Here is a 22,292-nt window from a genome sequence, read left to right as displayed (position 1 = left end):
CGGGAGTGACGTCAATGACGCGGCATATGGGTGCAGTTGAGATCGAGCGGCCGGTTTCGGCAGTGGAAGCCGCGCCCATCTTGCGGGAGGCGGCTGACAACAGCGGTACACATCAGGATGCCGCTTCGCCGGTCCGCTCCAACCGGCGGCGGGGCTGGCTGCTGGGTGCCGCGAGCGCGGCCGTGCTGGCACTCGGCGCCTATTACGGCACGCAGTACTGGACCGTCGGCCGCTTCGAGGTCTCGACGGACGACGCCTATGTGCAGGCCGACAACACCACGATCGCCCCGCGCGTCTCCGGCTATCTCGACCAAGTGCTGGTCGGCGACAACGAGCACGTCAAGGCCGGACAGGTTCTGGCCCGCATCGATCAGCGCGACTTCACGGTCGCGCTGGACCAGGCGAAAGCCGACGTCGCGGCCTCGCGCGCGGCGGTCGCGGCCAAGCAGGCTTCGCTCGACATCCAGCAATCCATCATCGAAGGCGCGAACGCGACGCTGGCGGTCGACCGCGCCAATGAAAAATTCGCCCAGCAGGAAGACAAGCGTTACTCGGACCTGGCGTCGACCGGCTTCGGCACCACGCAGAATGCCCAGCAGGCCGCGTCGCGAATCGCCGCGGCGAGCGCCAGCGTGCAGCGGGATACCGCGGCACTTGCCTCCGCCACCAAGCAAGTCGGCCTGCTGAAGGCGGAGCTGGCGCAGGCCGAAGCCACTGCGGCGCACAATCTTGCACTTCAGCGCCAGGCTGAATTGAATCTCGGTTATGCCACGATCGTGTCGCCGGTGGATGGGGTGGTCGGCAACCGCACGCTTAGGGTCGGGCAGTTCGTTCAGGCCGGTACGCAGCTGATGTCCGTGGTGCCGACAGCGAACACCTACATTGTCGCCAACTACAAGGAGACGCAGCTGACCCATGTCCAGCCGGGCCAGCCGGTCGACGTCGAGGTCGACACCTTCCCGGGCAAGGTCGCGCATGGACATGTCGACAGCATCGCACCCGCCAGCGGGCAGCAGTTCGCGCTGCTGCCGCCGGACAACGCGACCGGCAATTTCACCAAGATCGTCCAGCGTATCCCGGTCAAGATCGTGCTCGATCCCGACGGCGCGCTGTCGGGCGAGCTGCGGCCGGGCATGTCGGTGACACCAACCATCGATACGCGTCTCAGCAGAACGCGTGTCGCCGCCGCATCAAGTCACATCAACTGAGACGGCCGGCCCCGGAGGGCGCGACAATGTCCAACGTCATCGCAATGCCGCTAACTTCGCCAGCCCCGCTCAATCCGGCGTGGCGCGACGTCGACCACGCAAGTACGGCGACATGGATCGCGGTGCTCGCGGCCATGATCGGCGCGTTCATGGCGATCCTCAACATCCAGATCACCAATGCGTCGCTGCTCAACATCGAGGGCGGCATCGGCACCGGCGTCGACAACGGCTCCTGGATCTCGACGTCCTATCTGATCGGCGAGATCGTCGTGATTCCCCTGACAGCCTATTTCAGCCGCGTGTTCTCGTTCCGGCTCTACATGCTTGCCAACGGCATCCTGTTTCCGCTGTTCTCGATCGCCTGCGCCTTCACCCACGACCTCGGCTCCATGATCGCGATGCGGGGCCTGCAGGGTTTTGCGGGCGGCGTGCTGATCCCGATGGCCTTCACCATGGTACTGACAAAATTGCCGAAGGCGCAGCAATCGATCGGGCTCGCGATCTTCGCGCTTGCCGTGACCTTCGCGCCGGCGATCGGTCCGACCATCGGCGGCTATCTCACCGAGAATTACGGTTGGCAGGCGATCTTCTTCGTCAACGCGCTGCCGAGCGCGGTGATGGTAGTTGCGCTTTATTTCACCCTGGAGCGGCAGCCGATGAATCTCGGTCTGCTGCGGCAAGGCGACTGGGTCGGCATCGCGACGATGGCGGTCGGCCTGTCCGCGTTGCAGGCGGTGCTGGAAGAGGGCAACAAGGATGACTGGTTTGCCTCGCCCTTCATTGTCCGCTTGGCGGTGGTCGCCGCCGTCAGCCTGTCGCTGTTCATCTGGGTCGAGCTCCGGGTCGAACAGCCGCTGCTTAAATTGCGGCTCTTGACCCAGCGAAACTTCGGCTTCGGAACCATCGCCACGGTCCTGGTCGGCTTCGCGTTGTTCGGATCGGTCTATATCCTGCCGGCCTATCTCGGGCAGGCCCAGCACTACAATGCCGAGCAGATCGGCGCGGTGCTGGCCTGGACGGGGCTGCCGCAATTGCTGCTGATTCCGCTCGTTCCCAAATTGATGCAGAAGTTCGAGGCGCGCTACATCGCCTTTGTCGGCATCAGCATTTTTGCCGCGAGCTGCTTCATGAACATCGACATGTCGCCGGATTACGCCGGCGACCAGCTCTGGATTCCCAATATCGTGCGCGCGATCGGCCAGGCGTTGGTGCTGACGCCGCTGACGTCGGTGACGCTTGGTGGCGTCGATCCGAAGGACGCCGCGGCCGCTTCAGGCATTTCCAACATGCTCCGCAATCTCGGCGGCGCCGTCGGGACCGCCGTTTTGGCCACCGTCATCACCAAGCGCGAGCAGTTTCATTCCAACATCATCGGCCAGTCCGTGACGCTCGGCCGGCAGGAGGTGCGCGACCGCCTGGCGCAGAGCACGCATTACTTCATGCTGCACGGCGTGCCGGACCCGGCAACCGCCAGCCATCAGGCCATCGTCGCGCTCGGCAACTCGGTCCGGCAGCAAGCGCTCATCATGGGCTTTAGCGATACCTTCGCAGTGATCGGCTTCGTGCTCGCGTTCGCGGCGGTCGCCATCCTGTTCACCCGCAAGGTGCAGGCCGGCGGGGCAGCGGCGGCGCACTGAATTACTTGGCTTTTTGCTTTCGCCGCCTGCGGATCGCCGTGCGTTCGGGAAACCGGCATATGGCGACCGCGTCGAAACGCCGCTATGCGTTGTTTCGCGTATTCGCGGTCTGCCGTGAATCGGCCATTTTGCGGCGAGGTTAACGCCGTATTAATCGGCGAACCCTAAGCTATTGCGGCTGGGCTCGAGACCGCACGAGGAAGCCTATGGACGCCCAAAGGATTGCTGTCGACGCCGTGGTCGCACTGACCGATTGCGACCGCGATGTGGTCACCGCCTTCATCCGCAGGCTTTATCTGGCCGGCGTCAAGGATCCCAAGCGTTTGACGTTCAAGGGCCTGCAGGCGATGGCGCGGGCCTGACGGGCGAACTGCGCCTCCCGACAATCAAGCAACCGCGCGCCCGCTGCGTTCCGGCTCACTGGAAGCGTTCATGAGCAACGTGATGCTGGCGCGGAAGCGGTCGCCGGCATCCGTGACGGAATCGTTGCGGGCCTCACGGTTGGCGCCGAGGCAATGTGCCACCATGTACTCGGTATCCAGCATGTTGGCCTTGGCGATCGCCTTCACCATTTCGGCTTTTTTGTCGCGTGCGGCCTGCGCTGCCGTCACGCCATCAGGTACCTGGACTTCGGTCTCGACCGCCCTGATCAATTGATCGGCGACGAACATCAGGCGGCAGCCGATATACCATTGCGGCGCGACGCCGGCCCGCTGGTTCAACTCGCAAAACCGCGCGATCGAACTGATGTAGGCGAGACCGAATTCTCCGCCACCGATCAGGTTCCAGTGTTGCAGCTGCATGCGAATGGCGTCCTGCATCGCGTCTTCCCCAGGGATGCCGCAGGAGGGATCGTACTGGCGGACCTTGTCGTAGAACCGCGCCAGGATATCCGGCAGCACTCTGGCAAAGAACGGCCGCATCTCCCGCAACGTGGCCCGCATCGCCTCGTCGACGCCGAGCAGATCGAGGCGGATGGCGTTCCAGTCGGGGCTCATCGGCGGCTCCAGCCCAGGTTGTCGTTGCGCGCCGCCGATTTAATTTGCGCGTGGTTAATGATTTATGAATTTCTGAGTAGTTCTACGGAGAAAGACGCAAATCCGGACGCGAAAAAGGCCCCAAACCGGGGGGTGGGGGCCTCAATTTCCGTGTTTTGGTGTTGCGCGCCGCTCAGGCCGCAGGCTTGCCGATCGAAACCTTCAGGGTGCCGACGCCGTCGACCCCGCATTCGATTTTGTCGCCCGGATTGAGTTGGGAGACCCCGGCAGGCGTTCCCGTCATGATGATGTCGCCGGCGGCCAGCGCGACCTGCTGCGAGAGCTGCCAGATGATCTCCGGCACGCTCCAGATCAGTTCGGTGAGATCGCCCTTTTGCTGTTCGGTGCCGTTGACCGTGAGCCAGATCTTGCCCTTCGCCGGATGGCCGATCTTCGACGCCGGCTGAATGGCGGAGCAGGGAGCGGAATAGTCGAAGGACTTGCCGACTTCCCAGGGACGCTCTTTCTTGCGCGAGGCGATCTGCCGGTCGCGGCGGGTGAGGTCGATGCCCCTCGCGATGTCCCCGTTATGCACAGCACCACTATTCCAGTAGATATGACGACTGTGTGTATTGACATCTTCGAAAGAATTTTACTCGGAGAGTCTCATACCGAACGGACAGGACCCTTTTCGTTGGACATAGTGGCATCTGGGCTGGATCGAAGCTCATCAAAAACCGATCGGACACGGAAGCGGAACAACTTTCCGCCTCTACAAACTCTTGTGACGCAAACCAGCGTCTCGGGAAATGATTTCGCTTGAGAATAGGGGATAGCCGTGAGTGAAAGTGAAGTGAAAGCTGATCTGAACGGAACGAACGGTTTCGCCATGCCGTCGTTCGGATTCCCGAAGTTCGCGTTGTCCGGAGTGCTCGATGAACTTTCCGAGCAGGGCGTCGCCCGCGCACGGGAAGGCTGCGAGAAGATCAAGGCCGCGTCGCAGGAGATGGCAGAAACGCTGCGCGAGACCTATTCGAGCAATGCGAGGAGCGCGAGCGACTACGGGCTCAAGGTCATCGAGATCTCGAACGCCAATACCGCCTCCGCGATCGATTTCTTCGTCCATCTCTTGGGCAGTAAATCGGCGACGGATGTCGTCACCGCGTCTGCGGAGCAAGCGCGCAAAGCCTTCGACACCGCATCCGCCCAGAACAAGGACTTGTGGGAGCTTGCCCAGAAGCTTGCGACTGCAACCGGCGAGCCGCTCAGGAAGCACGTCGCCAAGGTTCTTCACCGAGACAACTAAGAAGGCAGCGCTCAACTTACATCCAGGTTCGTTCAAGAGGGAGAACCGGCCGGTTGGAACAAGCTCCGCCACAAGCGTGCCGACCCCATGCTCGATCGAATAACGGTCGGGTGCGCGATGCCCCCAAGCCCCCGCACCAACAAGAGGCGCAATCCAATCGGCCGGTTTGTTTTCAAAAAATCAAAATAAGAAATCAAATCCAAGAAAATCAAATCCAAGGGAGGCTCACATGGGTATGGTCATGGTCAAATGCCCACAGACTGGACACGCGATCGCTACTGGCATCAAGACCGATCGCGAGAGCTTTCGGCGCAGCCCGGTGTTTTATGCGAACACCCGCTGCCCGATCTGCCAGACCAATCACGCTTGGTTCGCACGGGAGGCCTGGGTTGACGAACCGAGCGCCTGGGCGCCTCGCAGTGCCGATTCCCTGGCATGACCGGCCACGCAGGCATCGATAATCGCGATGGAGGGACACCATGGCGCACACGCAAATCTCTCCGGAGACATCTACCTGGCTGCTGCAGGCCAAGGATTTTCTTTTCGAGGCACGACGGCTGAAGCCCGGCCCTGCGCGCGACGAGTTGCGCCAGGTGGCGAAGGTGCTGCGCGAAATTGCGGAGTTCGAGGCGCAATCCAAATCCGCACCGGACTTTGATCGGCCGGAGGGAGCCTGATCGAGTCCGAAGACTCCGCCAGACCGCGGAGCGAGCCCGCTGCGCCTTCCCGCCCCAACAAATGTAGTCGCTACCGCTCGGACCGGCTCACACAGGATCGCCCGATTCACTCACTAAGATGCCGTCACCATCCGGCACAGCGAGAACGCGACCTCGGGCGGTGTTCATCGAGAAGATCTCCTCGATTTCGAGACTCATGATGCCGTGGCATTCGCACGCCGCCGCCGCGAGCCGCGATCGGTCGATCTCGATCTGGCCTCGTCGATCAGATCTGATCGCTCCGGACGCGCGCAGATTGCGCATGAGGAGCGTCACTGTCGTTCGCCGCACACCGAGTATTTGCGACAGCGCCTCCTGGGTGAGCGGGAGGAGGTCGTGGTCGATGCGGTCGCGAAAATGAAGCAGCCAGCGTGCCATGCGGGCTTTGACCGGATGCAGCGCATTGCAGGCCGCGCCAAGCTGAAACTGCATCAGCATCGCCCTGATGTGAATTTGGACCGCGTGCCGGATCGCGGGGCTCCGGTTGAACGCGGCGTTAAATCGCGGTGCAGGGATCCGTGAGACAGTGCCCGCCGCACGGACGATGGCGGTAGCGGCAGAAGGTGACGGTCCTAGTACGGAAAGAATACCTACTGCCCCCTCGTGTCCGACTGCGGCGGTGGCAACCGTCTGCCCGTTCGCCATGTCGATCATCAGCGAGATGGCACCGCTATGAGGGAAGAAGACGTGCTCGATCTGGTCACCCGCTCGCGAGAGAACCGCGTCCTGGTCGAGCGCGACCGTCTCTAGCTCGGGCGCCAGCAGATTGAAGTCCCCTGGCGGCAGCGTTGCCAGAAGGCGGTTACCAATTCCGCCGGGACGCGTCACCGCGGGCGACCCCCTGCAGCGCGGAACGGTGGCTTTAACATTTGCTTAAATCTGCTCTCTCTACGCGCACACCCAGATCCAAAGCACTTGCAGACGATTTCACTGTCAACAACCGAACTCCAAACGCTCCTGACTGCGAGGCGGAATTTCGGCTCCCAGCCTGGTTGGGACTTAATGCAAGCGCGCTGCCGGATACAATTGCAAAATGCGTATGGGTAACACCGTAAGGCTCCGCGGCGACCTGGTTACAAAAAGGCCCCGGACGAGCCCGGGGCCTTTCGATTTCTGGATGCCGCGCACCGCTATTCCGGCTTGCCGACCGAAACCTTCAGGGTGCCGACGCCATCAACCCCGCATTCGATTTTGTCGCCCGGATTTAGCTGGGAGACCCCGGCAGGCGTTCCCGTCATGATGATGTCGCCGGCGGCCAGCGCGACCTGCTGCGAGAGCTGCCAGATGATCTCCGGCACGCTCCAGATCAGTTCGGTGAGATCGCCCTTCTGCTGTTCGGCGCCGTTGACCGTGAGCCAGATCTTGCCTTTCGCGGGATGGCCGATCTTCGAGGCAGGCTGAATGGCGGAGCAGGGAGCGGAATAGTCGAAGGACTTGCCGACTTCCCAGGGTCGTTCCTTCTTGCGCGAGGCGATCTGCAGGTCGCGGCGGGTGAGGTCGATGCCCACCGCATAGCCGTAGACATGGTCGAGCGCCTTGTCGGCGGGGATGTTGAGGCCGCCACTCTTCATGGCGACAACCAGCTCGACCTCGTGATGCAGGTCCTTGGTCAGCGGCGGGTAGGGAATCGTCGCGCCGTCGGGCACCAGCATGTCGGCGTGTTTGGCGAAGAAGAACGGCGGCGCCCGCTCGTCATTTCCCATCTCGCGGATATGCTCGAGATAATTGCGCCCGACACACCAGATGCGGCGAACCGGATAGGATTTGGTTTCGCCGACGACGGGAAGCGAAGGCTGCGGGGGCGCTGGAATGACGTAGGATGTGGCGCTCATGAGACGGGTTCTCGGTGTGGGTGAGGGCTGAAAGGGTGATCCAAGCTTTACGCAGTTGCGCTGATCGGCGCCAGAGTGAGCGGGCCGGCATCACGATGTTGTATGCGGAAGAACGAGGCATAGCGCCCGCCGCGGCGCAGCAGATCGTCGTGCCGGCCGCGCTCGACGATCTCACCGCCTTCGACCACCAGGATGGCGTCGGCGTGCATGATGGTATGCAGGCGATGGGCGATGACGATGGTGGTGCGGTTCTGGCAGAGATGCTCGATGGCTTCCTGCACCTGTTGCTCGGATTCCGAATCCAGCGCCGCGGTCGCCTCGTCGAGCAGGATGATCGGCGCGTTCTTCACCAGCGCGCGCGCGACCGCGATGCGCTGGCGCTGCCCGCCGGACAATTGCGTGCCGTGCTCGCCGACCGGCGTATCGTAGCCGAGTGGAAAGCCCATGATGAATTCGTGCGCGCAGGCCGCTTTCGCGGCAGCCACGATCTCGGCTTCGGTGGCGCCGATCTTGCCGAACGCGATGTTTTCGCGAATGGTGTCGCGGAACAGATAAACATCCTGGCCGACATAGGCGGTCTGCTGACGCAGCGATTTCCGCGACACCGTGGCGATCGACTGTCCGTCGATCAGGATGTCGCCCTCGCTGACGTCGTAGAACCGCAGCAGCAGCGCCAGCACCGTCGATTTGCCGCCGCCGGAGGGGCCGACCAGCGCGGTGACCTTGCCGGGCTCGGCGACAAAGCTCATGCGGCTGATCACCGGCTCGTTCGGACGGTAGGCAAAGGTGACGTCGCGCAGTTCCACCCGCGCGTCCGTCAGCTTCAGCGCCGGCTTGTCGTCGTCGGCGGGCTCGCTGGAGGGGCTGTCGACGATCTCCAGCAGCTTGCGGGCGCCGATCAGGCTGCTGTTCAACTCGATATTGAGCCGCGCCAGTCGCTTGGCCGGCTCGTAGGCGAGCAGAAACGCGGTGAGGAACGAAAAGAACTGGCCCGGCGTGGCACCCATCGCGACCACGCGGTAGCCGCCATACATCAGTCCGCCCGCGATCGCGAAGCCACCGAGCGTCTCCATCAGCGGGCTGGAACGGTTGGAGACCCGCGCCATCTTGTTGGCGTTCTTCTCGACCTCGGTGATGCTGGTGTCGATGCGCTCGCGCATGGTCGCCTCCAGCGTGAACGCCTTGACGGTGCGGATGCCCTGCAAGGACTCCTGCATGGTTTCGAGAATATCGGCCGTGCCGGTGAACTGGTTGTGCGCCAGCCCCTTGATCCGCTTCACCAGCTTGCGCAGCATCAGCATCGCCGGCGGCGCCACGGCGAAACCGAGCAGCGCCATATAGGGATCCTGCATCAGCATCACGATGACAAGCGCGATCAGCGACAGCAGATCGCGTCCCACCGCGTTGATCAGCAGGCTGAGCACCTGCGTGACGGAGAACGCACCCGATGTCAGCCGCGCCAGGAATTCCGACGAATGCCGTTCCGAGAAAAAGGCGACGCTTTCGCTCATCAGCTTGGCGAACAGCCGGCGCTGGTTGTTGGCGAGGATCGCGTTCGAGATCTGCGACAGGATGACCTGATGACCGTAGGTCGCGGCCCCCTTGAGGATGAAGATCAGGACGGTGACCCCCGACAGCAGCGCGATGCCGCGCACGTTCTTGTCGACATAGGCCTGGTTGATGACCTCGCCGAGCAAATAGGCCGATCCGGCGGTCGTCGCTGCCGAGATCCCCATCAGCACGAAGGCGAGCAGATAGCGGCGCCAGTAGGCGGCGCCCTGTTCCGTGATCAGGCGGCGGATCAGGATTGCCGCACCATAGGGATCGTCGGTGATTTTCTTCGGAAGTTCGGCCATCCGCGTTCCATCGTGACACCGGGGCGGACTCGCCCCAGCGTCAGGCTAAGCGAGATGCCTCCTTGCCCGCTATATCGGGGTTTTTCAAGCCAAAATGAGGACTTGCGCCGGATGAGAATTTAGGCCGAGGCCGCGTGCTGGTGCTCACCCTGTTGCTCGCGGGACAGTTTCTCTTCCCACGCCAGCGCGTGCCTGGCGACGGTTTCGAGATCGTCATATTGCGGCGTCCAGTCCAGCGTAGCGCGGATCAAGCTGGTATCGGCAATCATGGTCATGATGTCGCCGGGCCGGCGCGGGCCATACTGGACCGCGAAGTTGCGCCCGGAGACGTTGCGCACCGCCTCGATGGTCTCCAGCACCGAATAGCCGCGGCCGTAGCCGCAATTCAGCGTCATCGAGGCCCCCCCAGTGCGCAGGTAGGACAACGCCGCGCGATGGGCCTGGGCGAGATCGCTGACATGGATGAAATCCCGGATGCAGCTGCCATCCGGCGTCGAATAGTCGGTTCCGAACACGTCGATCTTGGCGCGCTGCCCGGTGGCCGCTTCGACCGCGATCTTCAAGAGATGCGTCGCGCCGACGGTCGCCAGCCCCATGCGCGCCTGCGGGTCGGCGCCCGCGACGTTGAAGTAACGCAGCGCGACGTAATTCATGCCATGCGCCGAGGCGGTGTCATGCAGCATGATCTCGGCCATCAGCTTGGAGGAGCCGTAGGGCGACAGCGGCCGCGTCGGCGCGCTCTCGGGCACGGGCACCTGATCCGGATTGCCGTACACCGCGGCGGTGGACGAAAAGATGAAGCGGCTGACGCCCGACTTTACGGTCGCGTTGAGCAGACTGCGCGTCGTCATGGTGTTGTTGCGGTAATAGGCCAGCGGATCGCGCATCGACTCCGGCACCACCACCGAGCCCGCGAAATGAATGACGCTTTCCACGCCGTGCGCTGATATCACGCCCTCGACGAGATTCTCGTCGCCGGCGTCGCCGATGAACAGCGGAACGCCCTGGGGCAGGAATTGGGAGAAGCCGGTGGACAGGTTGTCGATCACGACGACGCTTTCGCCGGCTTCCGCCAGCGCCTGAACCATGTGACTTCCGATGTAGCCGGCACCGCCGGTAACAAGCACAGTCATGAACTCACCCACTCCCCGATATGGCGGCGATGCTATCCGCGGCGCGGTGAAGAGTGGGTTTCGCAGCCGGTGAACTGGCCACTATGCTTAATGTTGCGTATAGAAAATGCCTGAAACGGAGCCTGACGTGGCAATCGAGAACATTTCCGCTGCCGATCTGCAGCTGATCGTGCCGAATCTGCACAGGCGCTATTCCGGCGTGACTGCGACCAATCGCATGGTGGCCCCGAAGCTTGCGAAAATGTTCCGCACCGCGTGGTTCGGTCCCGATGCACCCGAGGGTATTGCCCGGATGGGCGTCGCCGATCTCCTGAAGTTATGGCGGCGTGGCGCGCCGCTGATCTGGCACGCGCGGCGCAACAACGAGATGATCGCGGGCGTGGTGCTGCGATCGCTCGGTTGGCCCTTGAAGCTGGTGTTCACCTCGGCGGCGCAGCGCCATCACAGCTGGATCACGCGCTGGCTGATCCGGCGGATGGACGCGATCATCGCCACCAGCGACCTCTCGGCGTCGTTTCTCAAGCGCAAGGCAACCGTGATTTCGCACGGCGTCGATACCGATACTTACGCGCCACCGCCCGATCGCGCGGCGGCGTTCGCGGAATCCGGATTGACGGGCCGCTACGCCATCGGCTGCTTCGGCCGGGTGCGCGCGCAAAAAGGCAGCGATGTGTTCGTGGACGCGATGTGCCGGCTGCTGCCGCGATATCCCGATTTCACGGCGGTGATCGTCGGCGCGGTCACGCCCGAACAACAAGGCTTTGCCAATGATCTGAAAAAGCGCATCGAGGCGGCAGGCCTGCAATCGCGCATCGTCGTTACGGGCGAGCTTGCGATCGAGGAGGTGCAGCGCTGGTATCGGCGGCTGACGATCTACGCCTTCACTTCGCGCAACGAGGGTTTTGGACTGACCCTGATCGAGGCGATGTCGGCGGGTGCGGCGCTGGTGGCGTCGCGCGCGGGTGCGGCCGAACTCGTGGTCGAGGATGGCGTCACCGGCGTGCTGACGCCGCCGGGCGATGTCGGCGCGCTTGTGGCGGCGCTGGAGCCGCTGATGCGCGATCCGGCATCGGCAACCGACATGGGTAAGCGAGGGCGCGCGCGGGTCGTTGAGAAGTTCAGCCTGGAGGCGGAGGCAAACCAGATCGCGGAAGTTTACCGGCGGCTGGTCTGAGCGATCGCTTGCGCCACGAAGGCGTCGAGATCGCCGCCGGCGAACAGAAAGCCCGGCAATCCCGCCGCTTGCGCCGCCTCGATATCGGTCGGGCGGTCGCCGATGACAAAACTGCCCTCGCGCCGCACCGGCCAGTGTTGCATCAGATCGTGGATCATGCCGGGGCTCGGCTTCCGCCAGTGATGATCGCTGAGATAGCCCTCGACCGATCCATCGGGATGATGCGGGCAATACCTGATATCGTCGATCACGGCGCCTTGAGCGGCGAGTTCGGCAAGCATCCAGTCGTGCAGGGCGTTGAGCTCGTCTTCGGTGAAGAAACCGCGTGCCACGCCGGATTGATTGGTGAAGAAGAACACAAAATATCCGGCTTCATTGAGCCGGCGGACCGCCTTGGCGGCGTTCGGCATCCAGCGAATCCGCTCACGCGTGCCCATAAAGCCATCGTCGTGATTGATGACGCCGTCGCGATCGAGGAAGGCGGCGGGCCGTGGCGTCGCGCGCGCGGCGTCGACGCCGATCATTTTCGCGCGCCCTCGCGCATCAGCGACTGCTCGATCTCGTCGCAGATCCCGTGCGCCACGGCGAGGTGAATTTGCTGGATCACCGGGGTGTCGTCGCTGGGCGCGACCAGGAGATGATCGCACAGCGCGCCGAGCGCCTCGCCCCTGGCTCCGGTGAAGCCTATGGTGAGCAGTCCGTGCTCGCGCGCCGTGCGCAGCGCCGCCAGGATATTCGCCGAACGTCCCGAGGTGGACAAGGCCAGCAACACGTCGCCACGGTTTCCGAGACCAGCGACCTGGCGCGTGAACACCTGCTCGAAGCCGTAGTCATTGGCGATCGCCGTCAATGCCGAGGTGTCGGTGGTCAGCGCGATTGCCGCATAGGCAGGCCGGTCCTGCTTGTAGCGGCCGATGATTTCCGCGGCGATATGCTGGGCGTCGGCGGCGCTGCCGCCGTTGCCGATGATCAGGAGCTTGTTGCCCGCCCGCAGCGCCGTGACGAAAACGGCCGCGATCTTCCGCGCGGCGGCGAGCAACGCGGAGTCTTGCGTGGCGCGCTCAAGGCCGGCGAGCGATTGCGCCAGATGGGCGGCGATCGGGTCTATGGAATCCTGGCTCAAGGCGTGCCGTCAGGGGTTTTCGGGTTGGTGTCTTCTGGTAATGAACGCGCCGCGGCAGCGCAAGCGCGGTTATGGCGCCACGCGGCCGCCAGCCTCGGCCAGCACGCGCTCGGCGATCTCGACCACGTCGGATGCGGGAATATCCCGCATGCAGCGATGCTCGTTCATGGTGCAGACCGGACGGTGGCAGGGCTGGCAGGGAACCATGGTTTTGGTCCGCACTGTCGCCGCGAGCCCGTTCAGCGGCGCCCAGTGATAGGGGCTGGTGGGCCCGAAAATGCCCATGGTCGGGGTCCCCAGCGCGGCGGCGATGTGCATCAGGCCGGAATCGTTTGATATGGCCATCCTGGCTGCCGCCATCGCCAGAATGCCGTTGCGCAGATCGGTCCCGGTCAGATCGCGTACCCGTGGACCGCCCGCAGCCACGATTTCCGCGGCAAGCGCCTTTTCGCCGGGGCCGCCGACCACCCACACCTCCAGCCCATGGTCGGCCAACAGCCGCGCGGCCTCCGGGTAATAAGTCCAGCGTTTCGACGCCCCGACCGAACCGGGCGCCAGCGCCACCGCGGCACCGCTGCCCAGCCCGCACGCCTGCCGCCAGCGGCTCACTTCCTCGGCCGGGACATTGAGCTGCGGCACCGGCCATTCCGGCGGCAGTGGAGCCTTATCCGGCAGCGCCAGTGCGGCGTTCTTGTCGATGAAACGGGGCAGGGCCTTCTCGCCCCAGCGCCATCTGTTGATAAGTCCGAATCTCGCCTCGCCCACGAAACCCACCCGCTCCGGGATACCGGCGAGTGCCGGCGCGATGGCCGATTTCCAGGTGCGGGGCAGGACCAGTGCGGTGTCGTAGTTCCCAGCACGGAGCCGGGCCGCCAGCCCCCATTGCTTGGCAATCGCCAGCCGGCTGCGCGGCAGGTCCCAGACGATGCCGGAGCGTACACCGGGCATATAATCGACCAGTGGCGCGCACAGGGTCGTCACCAGAAGATCGATCGGCCGATTGGGCCAGCGCTGCTTCAACACCCGCACCACGCTATGGCCGCGCACGAAGTCGCCAATCCACATATAGGGAACAATCAGGATCGGACGGGTATCCGCCGCGTCCTCCATCGCCACAAGATGATCTGAATCTTTATTCATATTTTAAAGCTGGCGGCTGTTCATCCAAACCTGTCGGTATCTGCTCGCTGCAGCGGGGTAAAGACATCAAAGTGCCCGCTCGCCGGCTTCATTGAGGGGGGAGCCAAGTTGCCTGCCGGGCAGGAGTGAGGCAAAGCTGGCGTTGCACATCAAGGGCGGGCGTGGAATGTTGCTGGTGACCGGGGGCGCCGGTTTTATCGGATCGAACGTCGTGGCCGCGTTGAATGACGCGGGCCGCGCCGATGTCGCCGTGTGCGACCTGCTCGGCCACGACGGCAAATGGCGCAATCTGGCCAAGCGGCAGCTCGCCGACATCGTGCCGCCGGCGCAGTTGGCGGACTGGCTGGGTGGCCGCCGGCTCGAGGCCATCATCCATCTCGGGGCGATTTCGGAGACCACGGCCACCGACGGCGACCTCGTGATCGAAACCAATTTTCGTCTGTCGATGCGGCTGCTGGACTGGTGCACGGCCAACGGGACGCCGTTCATCTATGCCTCCTCGGCCGCAACCTATGGCGACGGCGGGCAGGGGTTTCGCGACGATCCATCGATACCGGCGCTGAGGGCGCTGCGGCCGATGAATCTGTATGGCTGGAGCAAGCATCTGTTCGATATGGCGGTGGCCGAGCGCGTGGCCAGGGGCGACAAGCTGCCGCCGCAATGGGCCGGCTTGAAGTTCTTCAACGTGTTCGGTCCTAATGAATATCACAAGGGCACGATGATGAGCGTGCTGGCGCGGCGCTTCGACGATATCAAGGCCGGCCGGCCCGTGCAGCTGTTCAAGTCGCATCGCGAAGGCATCGCAGACGGCGATCAGCGCCGCGATTTCATCTATGTCGACGACGTGGCGCGGGTGATGATGTGGCTGCTTTCGGTCCCGTCGGTCAGTGGTCTCTTCAATGTTGGCACCGGCACCGCGCGCAGCTTCAAGGATATGATGGCTTCCGCCTACGCCGCGCTCGGCGCGGCTCCCAATATCCAATATATCGACATGCCGGAGGCGATTCGCGGCAGCTACCAGTATTTCACCCAGAGTGAGGTCGATCGGCTGCAGCGCGCCGGCTACAATGGCGGCTTCACCGCGCTGGAAGAGGCCGTCGGAATGTACGTAAAGGGTTTCCTCGACCGCGCCGACCGCTTCCGCTGACGTTGCAACAGAGTGCGAGTTCTTGATGTTCGATTTTGAAGCCCTGTCGCATGCGATTTCGAGCCGGACGGTGCTGTGCGTCGGCGACCTCATGCTCGACGAATTCGTCTATGGCGAGGTGTCCCGGATTTCACCGGAAGCGCCGGCGCCGGTCATTGCCGTGCAGCGCACTGAAAGCAACATCGGCGGCGCCGGCAATGTCGCGCGCAACGTCGCCTCGCTCGGCGCGCGCTGCATGTTCGTCGGACTGATCGGCGAGGACGCCGCGGGCGTGCAACTGAAGGCCCAGCTTGCCCGGGAAAGCGGCATCGAAAGCGTGCTGATTTGCGATTCCGAGCGGCCGACGACGCGAAAAGTGCGCTTCGTCTCCGATCATTTCTCCACTCACATGCTGCGCGCGGACTGGGAACAGGCGCAGCCCGCCTCGGCCGCCATCGAGCAGAAGCTGATCGACGCCATTGTGCCGCTGTTGCCGCGCGCCGATATCGTGTTGCTGTCCGACTATGCCAAGGGCGTGCTCACTGCACGCGTGATCCGCAACACCATCGACGCCGCGCGAAAACTCGGCAAGCGCGTCATCGTCGATCCCAAGAGCGCCAACTTTGCCATTTACCGCGGCGCGACCCTGCTCACGCCCAATCGCAAGGAATTCGCGGAAGCGACCCGCAGCAGCGGCGATACGCAAGCAGGCATTGCCGCGGCCGCGCAGGACGTGATGCAGCTTGCCGATTGCGAAGCTGTCCTGGTGACGCAAAGCGAACTCGGCATGACGCTGGTGCCGCGCAATGGCGAGGCCGTCCATGTGCCGGCTCATCCGGTGAAAGTCCGCGACGTCTCGGGGGCGGGCGATACGGTCGCCGCCGTGCTGGCGGTGACTCTCGCGGCAGGGGCCGATTGGGTGACGTCGCTGCGGATGGCGAACGCGGCGGCGGCGGTCGCGGTCGGCAAGAAGGGCACTGCCAGCGTCACATCAAGGGAATTGCGGCGGAAAATCCTGCCGCACGCGTCTCTGGCTGCGGAAGAGAAGATTGTCGCGGCGGGCGGAGACCTCGACACGCATCTTCTGGATTGGCGCAAGCAGGGTTTGAGGGTCGGGTTCACCAACGGTTGCTTCGACATCCTGCACCCCGGCCACGTCAAGGTTCTGACCGCGGCGCGTGCCGCCTGCGATCGCCTGATCGTCGGCTTGAACAGCGACGCATCGGTGAGGCGGTTGAAGGGCGAGGGGCGCCCGGTCCAGGACGAGCGTGCGCGCTCCGAAGTGCTGGCGGCGCTGGAGGCGGTCGATCTGGTGGCGATTTTCGAAGAAGACACCCCACTCGGGCTGATTGCGCAGATCAGGCCTAGCGTCCTGGTGAAGGGCGGCGACTATACCCGCGAGAAGGTCGTCGGCCACGAGATCGTCGAAGCCGGCGGTGGCGAAGTCCTGCTGGTCGACGTCCTGCCCGGGTTCAGTACGACATCGCTGGTCAATCGCGCGCGTCGAGGCAAAGCGTGACCGTGACGGCGAAAGAATCCGTGCCGGCGCTGTTGTTGCGGCAGTGGCGGGATCCGGCCGCGTGGTCGACCACATCAGACGTTTTCGCGATCCTGATCGCCGTTTCGCTGCCGTGGTCGACCTCGCTGGTGGCGATCTTCGCTACCGCCTTGCTGGTCTCGATGGGACCGTTCCTTGACGCCAAGGGCTTCCTGCAGTCGCTGAAGCGCCCAATTTGTGCGCTTCCGGTTGCGCTGTTCGCGCTGGCTGCGGTCGGAACGCTGTGGTCGAACGTGCCGTGGGGCGTGCGGCTCTACGCCGTCGGTCCGTCCGCGAAGCTTCTGATGCTGCCGGTGCTGCTCTATCATTTTGAGCGCTCCGCGCGCGGCCTGCAGGTGTTGATCGCCTTTCTGGCATCCTGTTTCCTGCTGATGGTGATGTCCTGGATCGTCGCGTTCGATCCAAGGCTCGCGCTCAAATCCGGAGCCGAATACGGCGTCCCGGTCAAGAACTACATCGACCAGAGCCAGGAATTTGCGCTTTGCGCCGTGGTGCTGGCCTATCCCATCATCGGGCTCTGGCGAACGCAAAGAACCGGACTGGCGGTGTTGCTGATCGCGGTTTCCCTATGCTTCGTGGTCAACATGCTGTTCGTGGTCGTATCCCGGACGGCCCTGGTCACGATGCCGATCATGCTGGCGGTATTCGCGCTGCTTCATTTGAATTGGCGCAGCGTCGTCATCGCCGTCTGCGTGACGGCCATACTCGGCGGCGTGGCGTGGATGACATCTCCCAAATTGCGCTGGACCGCCGAAACCTTTGGACGGGATTATCAACTCTACAAGGAACAAAACCTTCCGACGTCGGCGGGCTTGCGGCTGGAGTTCTACCGGAAATCGCTGCGGTTTATTTCGGAGGCGCCGCTGTTCGGCCACGGAACCGGCTCGATACGCGGACTTTTCGAGGAAGCCGCCGTCGACCAGCGCGGCGCCGCCGCCGAGGTGATTTCAAATCCGCACAATCAGACGCTGAACGTCGCCATCCAGTGGGGCGCGATCGGCATTGTCGTGCTATATGCGATCTGGCTGGTGCATCTGATGCTGTTCCGCGGCGAGGGTCTGGCAGCCTGGATCGGATTGATGGTCGTGGTGCAGAATATTTTCACCTCGCTGTTCAACTCTCACTTATTCGATTTCAACGAGGGATGGATATACGTCCTCGGCGTAGGCATCGCCGGCAGCATGGTGCTGAGGAATTCGCACGAAGCGGCAACGCGAGAATCCTCAGCACCGTGATGGCTGGCATGTACGTGCGAGATGAGATATCAGCGGCCTCACAGCCGCCCAGCCCCAGGATCGTCTGCTACCGGTCAGCGAAATGACGCGTCTCTCAAATCTGACCTTGCGCAACCTATTGATTGCGCTGCACGACGCGCTGGCAACTACCCTGGCGGTGCTTGCGACTTTCTACCTGCGTTTCGAGGGCGACGCCTTTTTCGATCGTCTGCCGCTGCTGCTGCGCATTCTGCCGTATTTCATCACCTTCAGCGTGGTCGTCTGTTACGTCTTCAATCTGACCACCACGAAGTGGCGATTCATTTCGTTACCGGACGCGCTGAATATTCTTCGCGTTGCGACCGTTCTGACGGTCGCGCTGTTGGCGCTGGACTACATCTTTGTCGCGCCCGACGTTCATGGCAAGTTGGCAGGGCCAAATCTTCAAACGACGTTCTTTCTCGGCAAGATCACCATCATCCTTTACTGGTTTCTCGAGGTGTTCTTCCTGAGCGGCTTGCGCTTCGCCTATCGTTATTTCCGCTATTCACGTATGCGATATCATGCCCGTACCGACGGAGCCTCGCCGGCGCTCTTGATCGGCCGGGCGGCGGATGCCGAAATTCTTCTGCGTGGCATTGAAAGCGGCGCCGTCAAGCATTTGTGGCCGGTCGGGATATTGTCCCCATCGCGGGCCGACCGCGGCCAGTTGATCCGGAACATTCCGGTGCTGGGCGGGGTCGACGATATCGAGGACGTGGTCGCTGATTTTGCGCGGCGCAACAAGCAGATCGCGCGCCTGATAATGACACCGTCGGCGTTCGAGCCCGAGGCACGGCCAGAATCCGTTCTGATGCGGGGGCGCAGGCTAGGGTTGATCGTCAGCCGCCTGCCGTCGCTCGAGAGCGGGGAGATGCCGCGGCTGACGAACGTTGCCGTCGAGGACCTGTTGCTGCGTGCCAGCGAAAATATCGACTACGCTCGCCTCGAAGCACTGGTGAAAAACAAGGCGGTCATTGTCACCGGCGGCGGCGGCTCGATCGGTTCGGAGATTTGCGACCGGGTCGCGACATTCGGGGCCGCGCGCCTGCTGGTGATCGAGAATTCCGAGCCGGCGCTTTATGCCATCACGGAAGCGCTAGCGGAGCACCAGACCGGTGCCGTCATCGAGGGCCGGATTGCGGATATTCGCGATCGCGAGCGTATCATGCGGCTGGTGAAGGAGTTCAAGCCAGATATAGTGTTTCACGCCGCCGCCCTCAAGCACGTGCCGATTCTCGAACGTGACTGGAGCGAAGGGGTCAAGACCAACATTTTCGGATCGATCAATGTCGCGGATGCAGCGCTGGCGGCGGGCGCCGAGGCGATGGTGATGATCTCGACTGACAAGGCGATCGAGCCGGTCTCGATGCTGGGTTTAACCAAGCGGTTTGCCGAGATGTACTGCCAGGCGCTTGATCACGACCTTGCGTCTCAGACAGGCCCGGGCGCACGTCCGCAGATGCGCCTGATTTCCGTGAGATTCGGCAACGTGCTGGCCTCGAACGGTTCGGTGGTGCCTAAATTCAAGGCGCAGATCGATGCGGGTGGCCCGGTGACGGTCACGCATCCGGATATGGTCCGGTACTTCATGACGATCCGAGAGGCCTGTGATCTCGTGATTACGGCCGTCACGCACGCCCTGGCCCCGGTGCGTCCGGACGTCTCGGTTTACGTGCTCAACATGGGACAGCCTGTCAAGATCGTCGACCTTGCCGAACGTATGATTCGGCTTTCTGGCCTGGAGCCGGGTCACGACATCGATATCGTCTTTACCGGCATGCGGCCGGGAGAACGGTTGAACGAAATCCTATTTGCCACTGAGGAGCCCGCGGTAGAAATCGGAATTGCCGGCATCATGGCGGCAAAGCCCAACGAACCGCCGATGCAGTCTCTGCACAAGTGGATTGCTGCTCTCACGCCTGCCGTCGAACATGACGATCGCGCCACAATAAGAGCTGTTTTGAAGGACGCTATACCTGAATTTGGATTGGCTGGAGGGTAGCGCGTTTGTCGTTTCACGGCTGCACACACGATTGATCGCCGTTAAGGATTGCAGCGCCGAAAAAAGTAGAATTGTGGTCGTTAGCTAAAACTTTCAGCCCGACCGCGTCAATCGCGGAGCCCCTTGAACGTTTCCAAGCCGCTGTCAGGGGCCGGCACAGCCGCCATTCGGCCTCGACGAATGGCTGCGCAGCGCAACAGGGCCATATAGCGACTAGGAAGTTGCCGGACGGCGCCGCGAAAAGCGGTACATTACCAGCGCCACGCCAAGGCCTCCGACGGTCGTTGAGATGACATCGATGACAGCCGATTGTGCCCTGGTCGATGCGATCGCCAGCACCGCCAGGCCGACATTGAGTGCGAACACCTCGCTCACCACGCGCAACACTGAAAAGCCGTTGTCGGTCGCGCGTTGATAGAAATGCGAACGATGCGCCGCCCAGAAAGGTTCTCGCCGGATCATCCGGCGCAGCAGGGTCACCGTCGCGTCCGCGAGATAATAGAGCGGCAACAGCAGGGCGGCAGCGAACAGCTGGCTGTAGGCCAATTGCAGCAGGCACCAGCCGAGCAGCAGGCCGATCGGCAGGCTGCCGACGTCTCCGAGAAAGACTTTTGCCACCGGACGATTGAAGGGCGCAAACCCGAGCATCGCGCCGCAGAGCGCGGCCGCGACGATGGTCGCCGCCATGGGAAAATCACCGAACCAGCCCAAAAGGACCATCGCGCCGGTGACCGGCACGGCCTCCGCGACCGTCATCCAGTCCAGCCCGTCCATGAAGTTGACAAGATTCACAAACCAGAGGCCGGCCAGCAAAAGTAATCCGCGTTCGATCCAGAGAGGACAGACCGCGCTGATCCTGACATCGTCCGAGGCCGTAAAGAGGACGGCCGCGACGGCCGCGCCCTGCAGCAATAGCCGCGGGACCACCGGGATGGATCTTATGTCGTCGGCAAATCCAACCACGGCGATGAACAGTGCTGCCGCGAAAATCGCGGGCGGGATGCTCAGGTCTGGAACCGCGGCGTAACCCGCGATGGTGCCGGCGACCAGAAGCGTGGCCGCGATCACGGCGACGCCGGCGCCTTGAGCGGTCGGAACGCGATGCGACGATCGGGCATTCGGCCTCGCGAGTGCATACTGCAAGAGCCAAGGCCGGATCGCCCAAATGATGCCGGCCGAAAGCAGGGCTGCGACGCCGACAGCAATAATCGAAGGGAGCAATTGGGAAATCGTCATTTTTATCCGATGCCGGCGACTACTCTGGAACCTCGATCGGCGCCGCGGCCTGGGCGGCCTTTTCCGCGCTGAAAATCCAGACCAGGCCGCCGAACGCGCCGACGAGAAAGGTGACGGCGCCGTACAGAAGCGAGATGTTCACGCCTTCATTCGGCAACAACCCGGCATATCCAAACGCAAGCGCCATGCTGGCTTCGCGCACGCCCCAGCCTGCGATCGAGATCGGCAGCATCGTGATCAGCATGACCGGCGGAACCAGTTGGAATATCTGGCTAAACACCACGGGCGCCGCAATCGACTGCACCACGCACCAGGCGATGACGACGGCCAGGACGTGAACAAGCAACGACAGCACCGCAATCGCGGGTCCGTGCTTCTGGCTGAAGATCACGCGGTTGGCAATCACGGCGCAGGCGTGAAGATGATGCATTCCCCACAAGCGTCTCAGCCAGAGCCACGGCAGCGCGCCAAACACGAGAAATCCCAAGCCGCCGCTGAGTGCGGCGAAATCGACTAATAATAGCGCCGTGCGGCCATGGGGATCGCTGATCAGATTGTAGCTCCATGGCAAGCTTGCAACGATGATGATCGCCAGCGCTATCAGTCCAATAGCGCGGTCGACGAAAATCGAATAGGTCGCCGCGCGCCATCCGGCGCCGCCGCGCGCGACCAGCCAGAGCCGCACGGCGTCGCCGCCGATCGAAGACGGCAGCGTCTGGTTAAAGAAAGTTCCGATCAGATTGAACCGCATCGCCTGGCCCAACCCCAGCGGCGCCCCGCACTCCGCGCTGATCTCGCGCCAGCGCAACACGCCGACAAAGATCTGCAGGAAGGTCACGGTGATTGCCACCACGATCCAGCCCAGACTCGCAAGATTGTTAATGCGGGAGGCAAGCTCGGTGAGATTGACCTTGCGAAGCGCAAGGTAGAGCAGCGCCAGGGAGACCAGTATTTTTATCGTCGAAAATAGGATCCGGCGCATCTCGCCCGCGCTTTTTCAGGTTTCAGGATG

21 protein-coding genes and 1 pseudogene are annotated in these 22,292 nt (G+C 62.9%); 11 read left to right on the top strand and 11 right to left on the bottom strand.

The genetic code is table 11. The features are described 5' to 3' along the window. Nucleotides 1–14 precede the first annotated feature (14 nt). The 3 genes from B5525_RS40490 (at nucleotide 15) to B5525_RS45735 (ending at nucleotide 3,207) form a co-directional block, all read left to right on the top strand. The gene (locus B5525_RS40490; protein ID WP_079571867.1) at nucleotides 15–1,208 is read left to right on the top strand and encodes an HlyD family secretion protein; all 1,194 of its coding nucleotides are present in this window, start codon (nucleotides 15–17) and stop codon (nucleotides 1,206–1,208) included. Nucleotides 1,209–1,234: 26 nt separating this feature from the next. After that, nucleotides 1,235–2,845, top strand: coding sequence for a DHA2 family efflux MFS transporter permease subunit (locus B5525_RS40485; RefSeq protein WP_079571865.1), 1,611 nt, complete (start codon nucleotides 1,235–1,237; stop codon nucleotides 2,843–2,845). 206 nt (nucleotides 2,846–3,051) lie between these two features. Further along, nucleotides 3,052–3,207, top strand: a complete 156-nt coding sequence (locus B5525_RS45735) for a hypothetical protein (protein ID WP_172900072.1) — start codon at nucleotides 3,052–3,054, stop codon at nucleotides 3,205–3,207. Between the two features lie 24 nt (nucleotides 3,208–3,231). Here B5525_RS45735 and B5525_RS40480 read toward each other — a convergent pair whose 3' ends face one another. After that, nucleotides 3,232–3,843 carry a protoglobin domain-containing protein gene (locus B5525_RS40480; protein WP_079571864.1) on the bottom strand — a complete coding sequence of 204 codons (612 nt, stop codon included), beginning with the start codon at nucleotides 3,841–3,843 and terminating at the stop codon, nucleotides 3,232–3,234. A 172-nt stretch (nucleotides 3,844–4,015) separates the two neighbouring features. Beyond that, nucleotides 4,016–4,399: pseudogene (locus B5525_RS40475) on the bottom strand (fumarylacetoacetate hydrolase family protein); the annotation flags it as partial. Nucleotides 4,400–4,660: 261 nt separating this feature from the next. Between B5525_RS40475 and B5525_RS40470 the strand changes: the two are divergent. The 3 genes from B5525_RS40470 (at nucleotide 4,661) to B5525_RS40460 (ending at nucleotide 5,805) form a co-directional block, all read left to right on the top strand. Beyond that, nucleotides 4,661–5,128, top strand: a complete 468-nt coding sequence (locus tag B5525_RS40470; protein ID WP_244567745.1) for a phasin family protein — start codon at nucleotides 4,661–4,663, stop codon at nucleotides 5,126–5,128. Nucleotides 5,129–5,357: 229 nt separating this feature from the next. Further along, nucleotides 5,358–5,567 carry a hypothetical protein gene (locus B5525_RS47005; RefSeq protein ID WP_079571862.1) on the top strand — a complete coding sequence of 70 codons (210 nt, stop codon included), beginning with the start codon at nucleotides 5,358–5,360 and terminating at the stop codon, nucleotides 5,565–5,567. A 40-nt stretch (nucleotides 5,568–5,607) separates the two neighbouring features. Next, nucleotides 5,608–5,805, top strand: a complete 198-nt coding sequence (locus B5525_RS40460; protein WP_079571860.1) for a hypothetical protein — start codon at nucleotides 5,608–5,610, stop codon at nucleotides 5,803–5,805. Between the two features lie 87 nt (nucleotides 5,806–5,892). On the opposite strand, the gene B5525_RS40455 is transcribed toward B5525_RS40460, so the two are convergent. From B5525_RS40455 to galE, 4 genes are all read right to left on the bottom strand, one after another. Then, nucleotides 5,893–6,672 (bottom strand): Crp/Fnr family transcriptional regulator, encoded by a 780-nt coding sequence (locus B5525_RS40455; RefSeq protein ID WP_079571859.1) that lies wholly within the window; start codon nucleotides 6,670–6,672, stop codon nucleotides 5,893–5,895. Nucleotides 6,673–6,974: 302 nt separating this feature from the next. Further along, nucleotides 6,975–7,676 (bottom strand): fumarylacetoacetate hydrolase family protein, encoded by a 702-nt coding sequence (locus tag B5525_RS40450; RefSeq protein WP_079571857.1) that lies wholly within the window; start codon nucleotides 7,674–7,676, stop codon nucleotides 6,975–6,977. Nucleotides 7,677–7,723: 47 nt separating this feature from the next. After that, complete coding sequence (locus tag B5525_RS40445) at nucleotides 7,724–9,532, bottom strand: ABC transporter ATP-binding protein (protein WP_079571856.1); 1,809 nt, start codon at nucleotides 9,530–9,532, stop codon at nucleotides 7,724–7,726. A gap of 119 nt (nucleotides 9,533–9,651) precedes the next feature. Beyond that, nucleotides 9,652–10,665: a UDP-glucose 4-epimerase GalE gene (gene galE / locus B5525_RS40440; RefSeq protein ID WP_079571854.1), complete on the bottom strand. Its 1,014-nt coding sequence runs from the start codon at nucleotides 10,663–10,665 to the stop codon at nucleotides 9,652–9,654. Between the two features lie 106 nt (nucleotides 10,666–10,771). Between galE and B5525_RS40435 the strand changes: the two genes are divergently transcribed. Then, entirely contained in the window at nucleotides 10,772–11,839 is a 1,068-nt protein-coding gene (locus B5525_RS40435) for a glycosyltransferase family 4 protein (protein ID WP_154073733.1), read from the top strand. On the opposite strand, the gene B5525_RS40430 is transcribed toward B5525_RS40435, so the two are convergent. The 3 genes from B5525_RS40430 to waaF form a co-directional block, all read right to left on the bottom strand. Beyond that, nucleotides 11,821–12,363 carry a D-glycero-alpha-D-manno-heptose-1,7-bisphosphate 7-phosphatase gene (locus B5525_RS40430; protein WP_079571852.1) on the bottom strand — a complete coding sequence of 181 codons (543 nt, stop codon included), beginning with the start codon at nucleotides 12,361–12,363 and terminating at the stop codon, nucleotides 11,821–11,823. The two genes, B5525_RS40435 and B5525_RS40430, sit on opposite strands and share 19 nt — an antisense overlap. Further along, nucleotides 12,360–12,962, bottom strand: coding sequence for a D-sedoheptulose 7-phosphate isomerase (locus tag B5525_RS40425; protein WP_079571851.1), 603 nt, complete (start codon nucleotides 12,960–12,962; stop codon nucleotides 12,360–12,362). The genes B5525_RS40430 and B5525_RS40425 overlap by 4 nt, the downstream gene beginning before the upstream one ends. A 69-nt stretch (nucleotides 12,963–13,031) precedes the next feature. Next, nucleotides 13,032–14,102 (bottom strand): lipopolysaccharide heptosyltransferase II, encoded by a 1,071-nt coding sequence (gene waaF, locus B5525_RS40420; protein WP_079571849.1) that lies wholly within the window; start codon nucleotides 14,100–14,102, stop codon nucleotides 13,032–13,034. A 166-nt stretch (nucleotides 14,103–14,268) separates the two neighbouring features. Between waaF and rfaD the strand changes: the two genes are divergently transcribed. The 4 genes from rfaD (at nucleotide 14,269) to B5525_RS40400 (ending at nucleotide 20,044) form a co-directional block, all read left to right on the top strand. Continuing rightward, nucleotides 14,269–15,249 (top strand): ADP-glyceromanno-heptose 6-epimerase, encoded by a 981-nt coding sequence (gene rfaD / locus B5525_RS40415; RefSeq protein ID WP_079571847.1) that lies wholly within the window; start codon nucleotides 14,269–14,271, stop codon nucleotides 15,247–15,249. Nucleotides 15,250–15,274: 25 nt separating this feature from the next. Then, complete coding sequence (gene rfaE1 / locus B5525_RS40410) at nucleotides 15,275–16,747, top strand: D-glycero-beta-D-manno-heptose-7-phosphate kinase (RefSeq protein ID WP_079571845.1); 1,473 nt, start codon at nucleotides 15,275–15,277, stop codon at nucleotides 16,745–16,747. Continuing rightward, complete coding sequence (locus B5525_RS40405) at nucleotides 16,744–18,021, top strand: O-antigen ligase family protein (protein ID WP_079571844.1); 1,278 nt, start codon at nucleotides 16,744–16,746, stop codon at nucleotides 18,019–18,021. Before rfaE1 ends, B5525_RS40405 begins: the two co-directional genes overlap by 4 nt. 82 nt (nucleotides 18,022–18,103) lie before the next feature. Then, on the top strand, nucleotides 18,104–20,044 hold the full coding sequence (locus B5525_RS40400; RefSeq protein WP_079571842.1) for an SDR family NAD(P)-dependent oxidoreductase: 1,941 nt from the start codon (nucleotides 18,104–18,106) through the stop codon (nucleotides 20,042–20,044). A gap of 213 nt (nucleotides 20,045–20,257) precedes the next feature. Here B5525_RS40400 and B5525_RS40395 read toward each other — a convergent pair whose 3' ends face one another. Further along, the gene (locus tag B5525_RS40395; protein ID WP_079571840.1) at nucleotides 20,258–21,280 is read right to left on the bottom strand and encodes an MraY family glycosyltransferase; all 1,023 of its coding nucleotides are present in this window, start codon (nucleotides 21,278–21,280) and stop codon (nucleotides 20,258–20,260) included. A gap of 19 nt (nucleotides 21,281–21,299) precedes the next feature. Then, nucleotides 21,300–22,262, bottom strand: a complete 963-nt coding sequence (locus B5525_RS40390) for a lysylphosphatidylglycerol synthase transmembrane domain-containing protein (RefSeq protein WP_079571839.1) — start codon at nucleotides 22,260–22,262, stop codon at nucleotides 21,300–21,302. Nucleotides 22,263–22,292 lie beyond the last annotated feature (30 nt).

This window comes from Bradyrhizobium erythrophlei, assembly GCF_900129505.1.
Classification (GTDB): domain Bacteria; phylum Pseudomonadota; class Alphaproteobacteria; order Rhizobiales; family Xanthobacteraceae; genus Bradyrhizobium; species Bradyrhizobium erythrophlei_D.
Note: the sequence above shows the minus strand (reverse complement) of the source record. Positions and strands in the feature narration are given on the sequence as shown.

Excerpts from the sequence above, each read along its gene's own strand:
- B5525_RS40490 (WP_079571867.1), top strand. The coding sequence starts at position 15 with ATGACGCGGCATATGGGTGCAGTTGAGATCGAGCGGCCGGTTTCGGCA.
- B5525_RS40485 (WP_079571865.1), top strand. The coding sequence starts at position 1,235 with ATGTCCAACGTCATCGCAATGCCGCTAACTTCGCCAGCCCCGCTCAAT.
- B5525_RS45735 (WP_172900072.1), top strand. The coding sequence starts at position 3,052 with ATGGACGCCCAAAGGATTGCTGTCGACGCCGTGGTCGCACTGACCGAT.
- B5525_RS40480 (WP_079571864.1), bottom strand. The coding sequence starts at position 3,843 with ATGAGCCCCGACTGGAACGCCATCCGCCTCGATCTGCTCGGCGTCGAC.
- B5525_RS47005 (WP_079571862.1), top strand. The coding sequence starts at position 5,358 with ATGGGTATGGTCATGGTCAAATGCCCACAGACTGGACACGCGATCGCT.
- B5525_RS40460 (WP_079571860.1), top strand. The coding sequence starts at position 5,608 with ATGGCGCACACGCAAATCTCTCCGGAGACATCTACCTGGCTGCTGCAG.
- B5525_RS40450 (WP_079571857.1), bottom strand. The coding sequence starts at position 7,676 with ATGAGCGCCACATCCTACGTCATTCCAGCGCCCCCGCAGCCTTCGCTT.
- B5525_RS40445 (WP_079571856.1), bottom strand. The coding sequence starts at position 9,532 with ATGGCCGAACTTCCGAAGAAAATCACCGACGATCCCTATGGTGCGGCA.
- galE (WP_079571854.1), bottom strand. The coding sequence starts at position 10,665 with ATGACTGTGCTTGTTACCGGCGGTGCCGGCTACATCGGAAGTCACATG.
- B5525_RS40435 (WP_154073733.1), top strand. The coding sequence starts at position 10,772 with ATGCCTGAAACGGAGCCTGACGTGGCAATCGAGAACATTTCCGCTGCC.
- B5525_RS40430 (WP_079571852.1), bottom strand. The coding sequence starts at position 12,363 with ATGATCGGCGTCGACGCCGCGCGCGCGACGCCACGGCCCGCCGCCTTC.
- waaF (WP_079571849.1), bottom strand. The coding sequence starts at position 14,102 with ATGAATAAAGATTCAGATCATCTTGTGGCGATGGAGGACGCGGCGGAT.
- rfaD (WP_079571847.1), top strand. The coding sequence starts at position 14,269 with ATGTTGCTGGTGACCGGGGGCGCCGGTTTTATCGGATCGAACGTCGTG.
- rfaE1 (WP_079571845.1), top strand. The coding sequence starts at position 15,275 with ATGTTCGATTTTGAAGCCCTGTCGCATGCGATTTCGAGCCGGACGGTG.
- B5525_RS40400 (WP_079571842.1), top strand. The coding sequence starts at position 18,104 with ATGACGCGTCTCTCAAATCTGACCTTGCGCAACCTATTGATTGCGCTG.
- B5525_RS40395 (WP_079571840.1), bottom strand. The coding sequence starts at position 21,280 with ATGACGATTTCCCAATTGCTCCCTTCGATTATTGCTGTCGGCGTCGCA.
- B5525_RS40390 (WP_079571839.1), bottom strand. The coding sequence starts at position 22,262 with ATGCGCCGGATCCTATTTTCGACGATAAAAATACTGGTCTCCCTGGCG.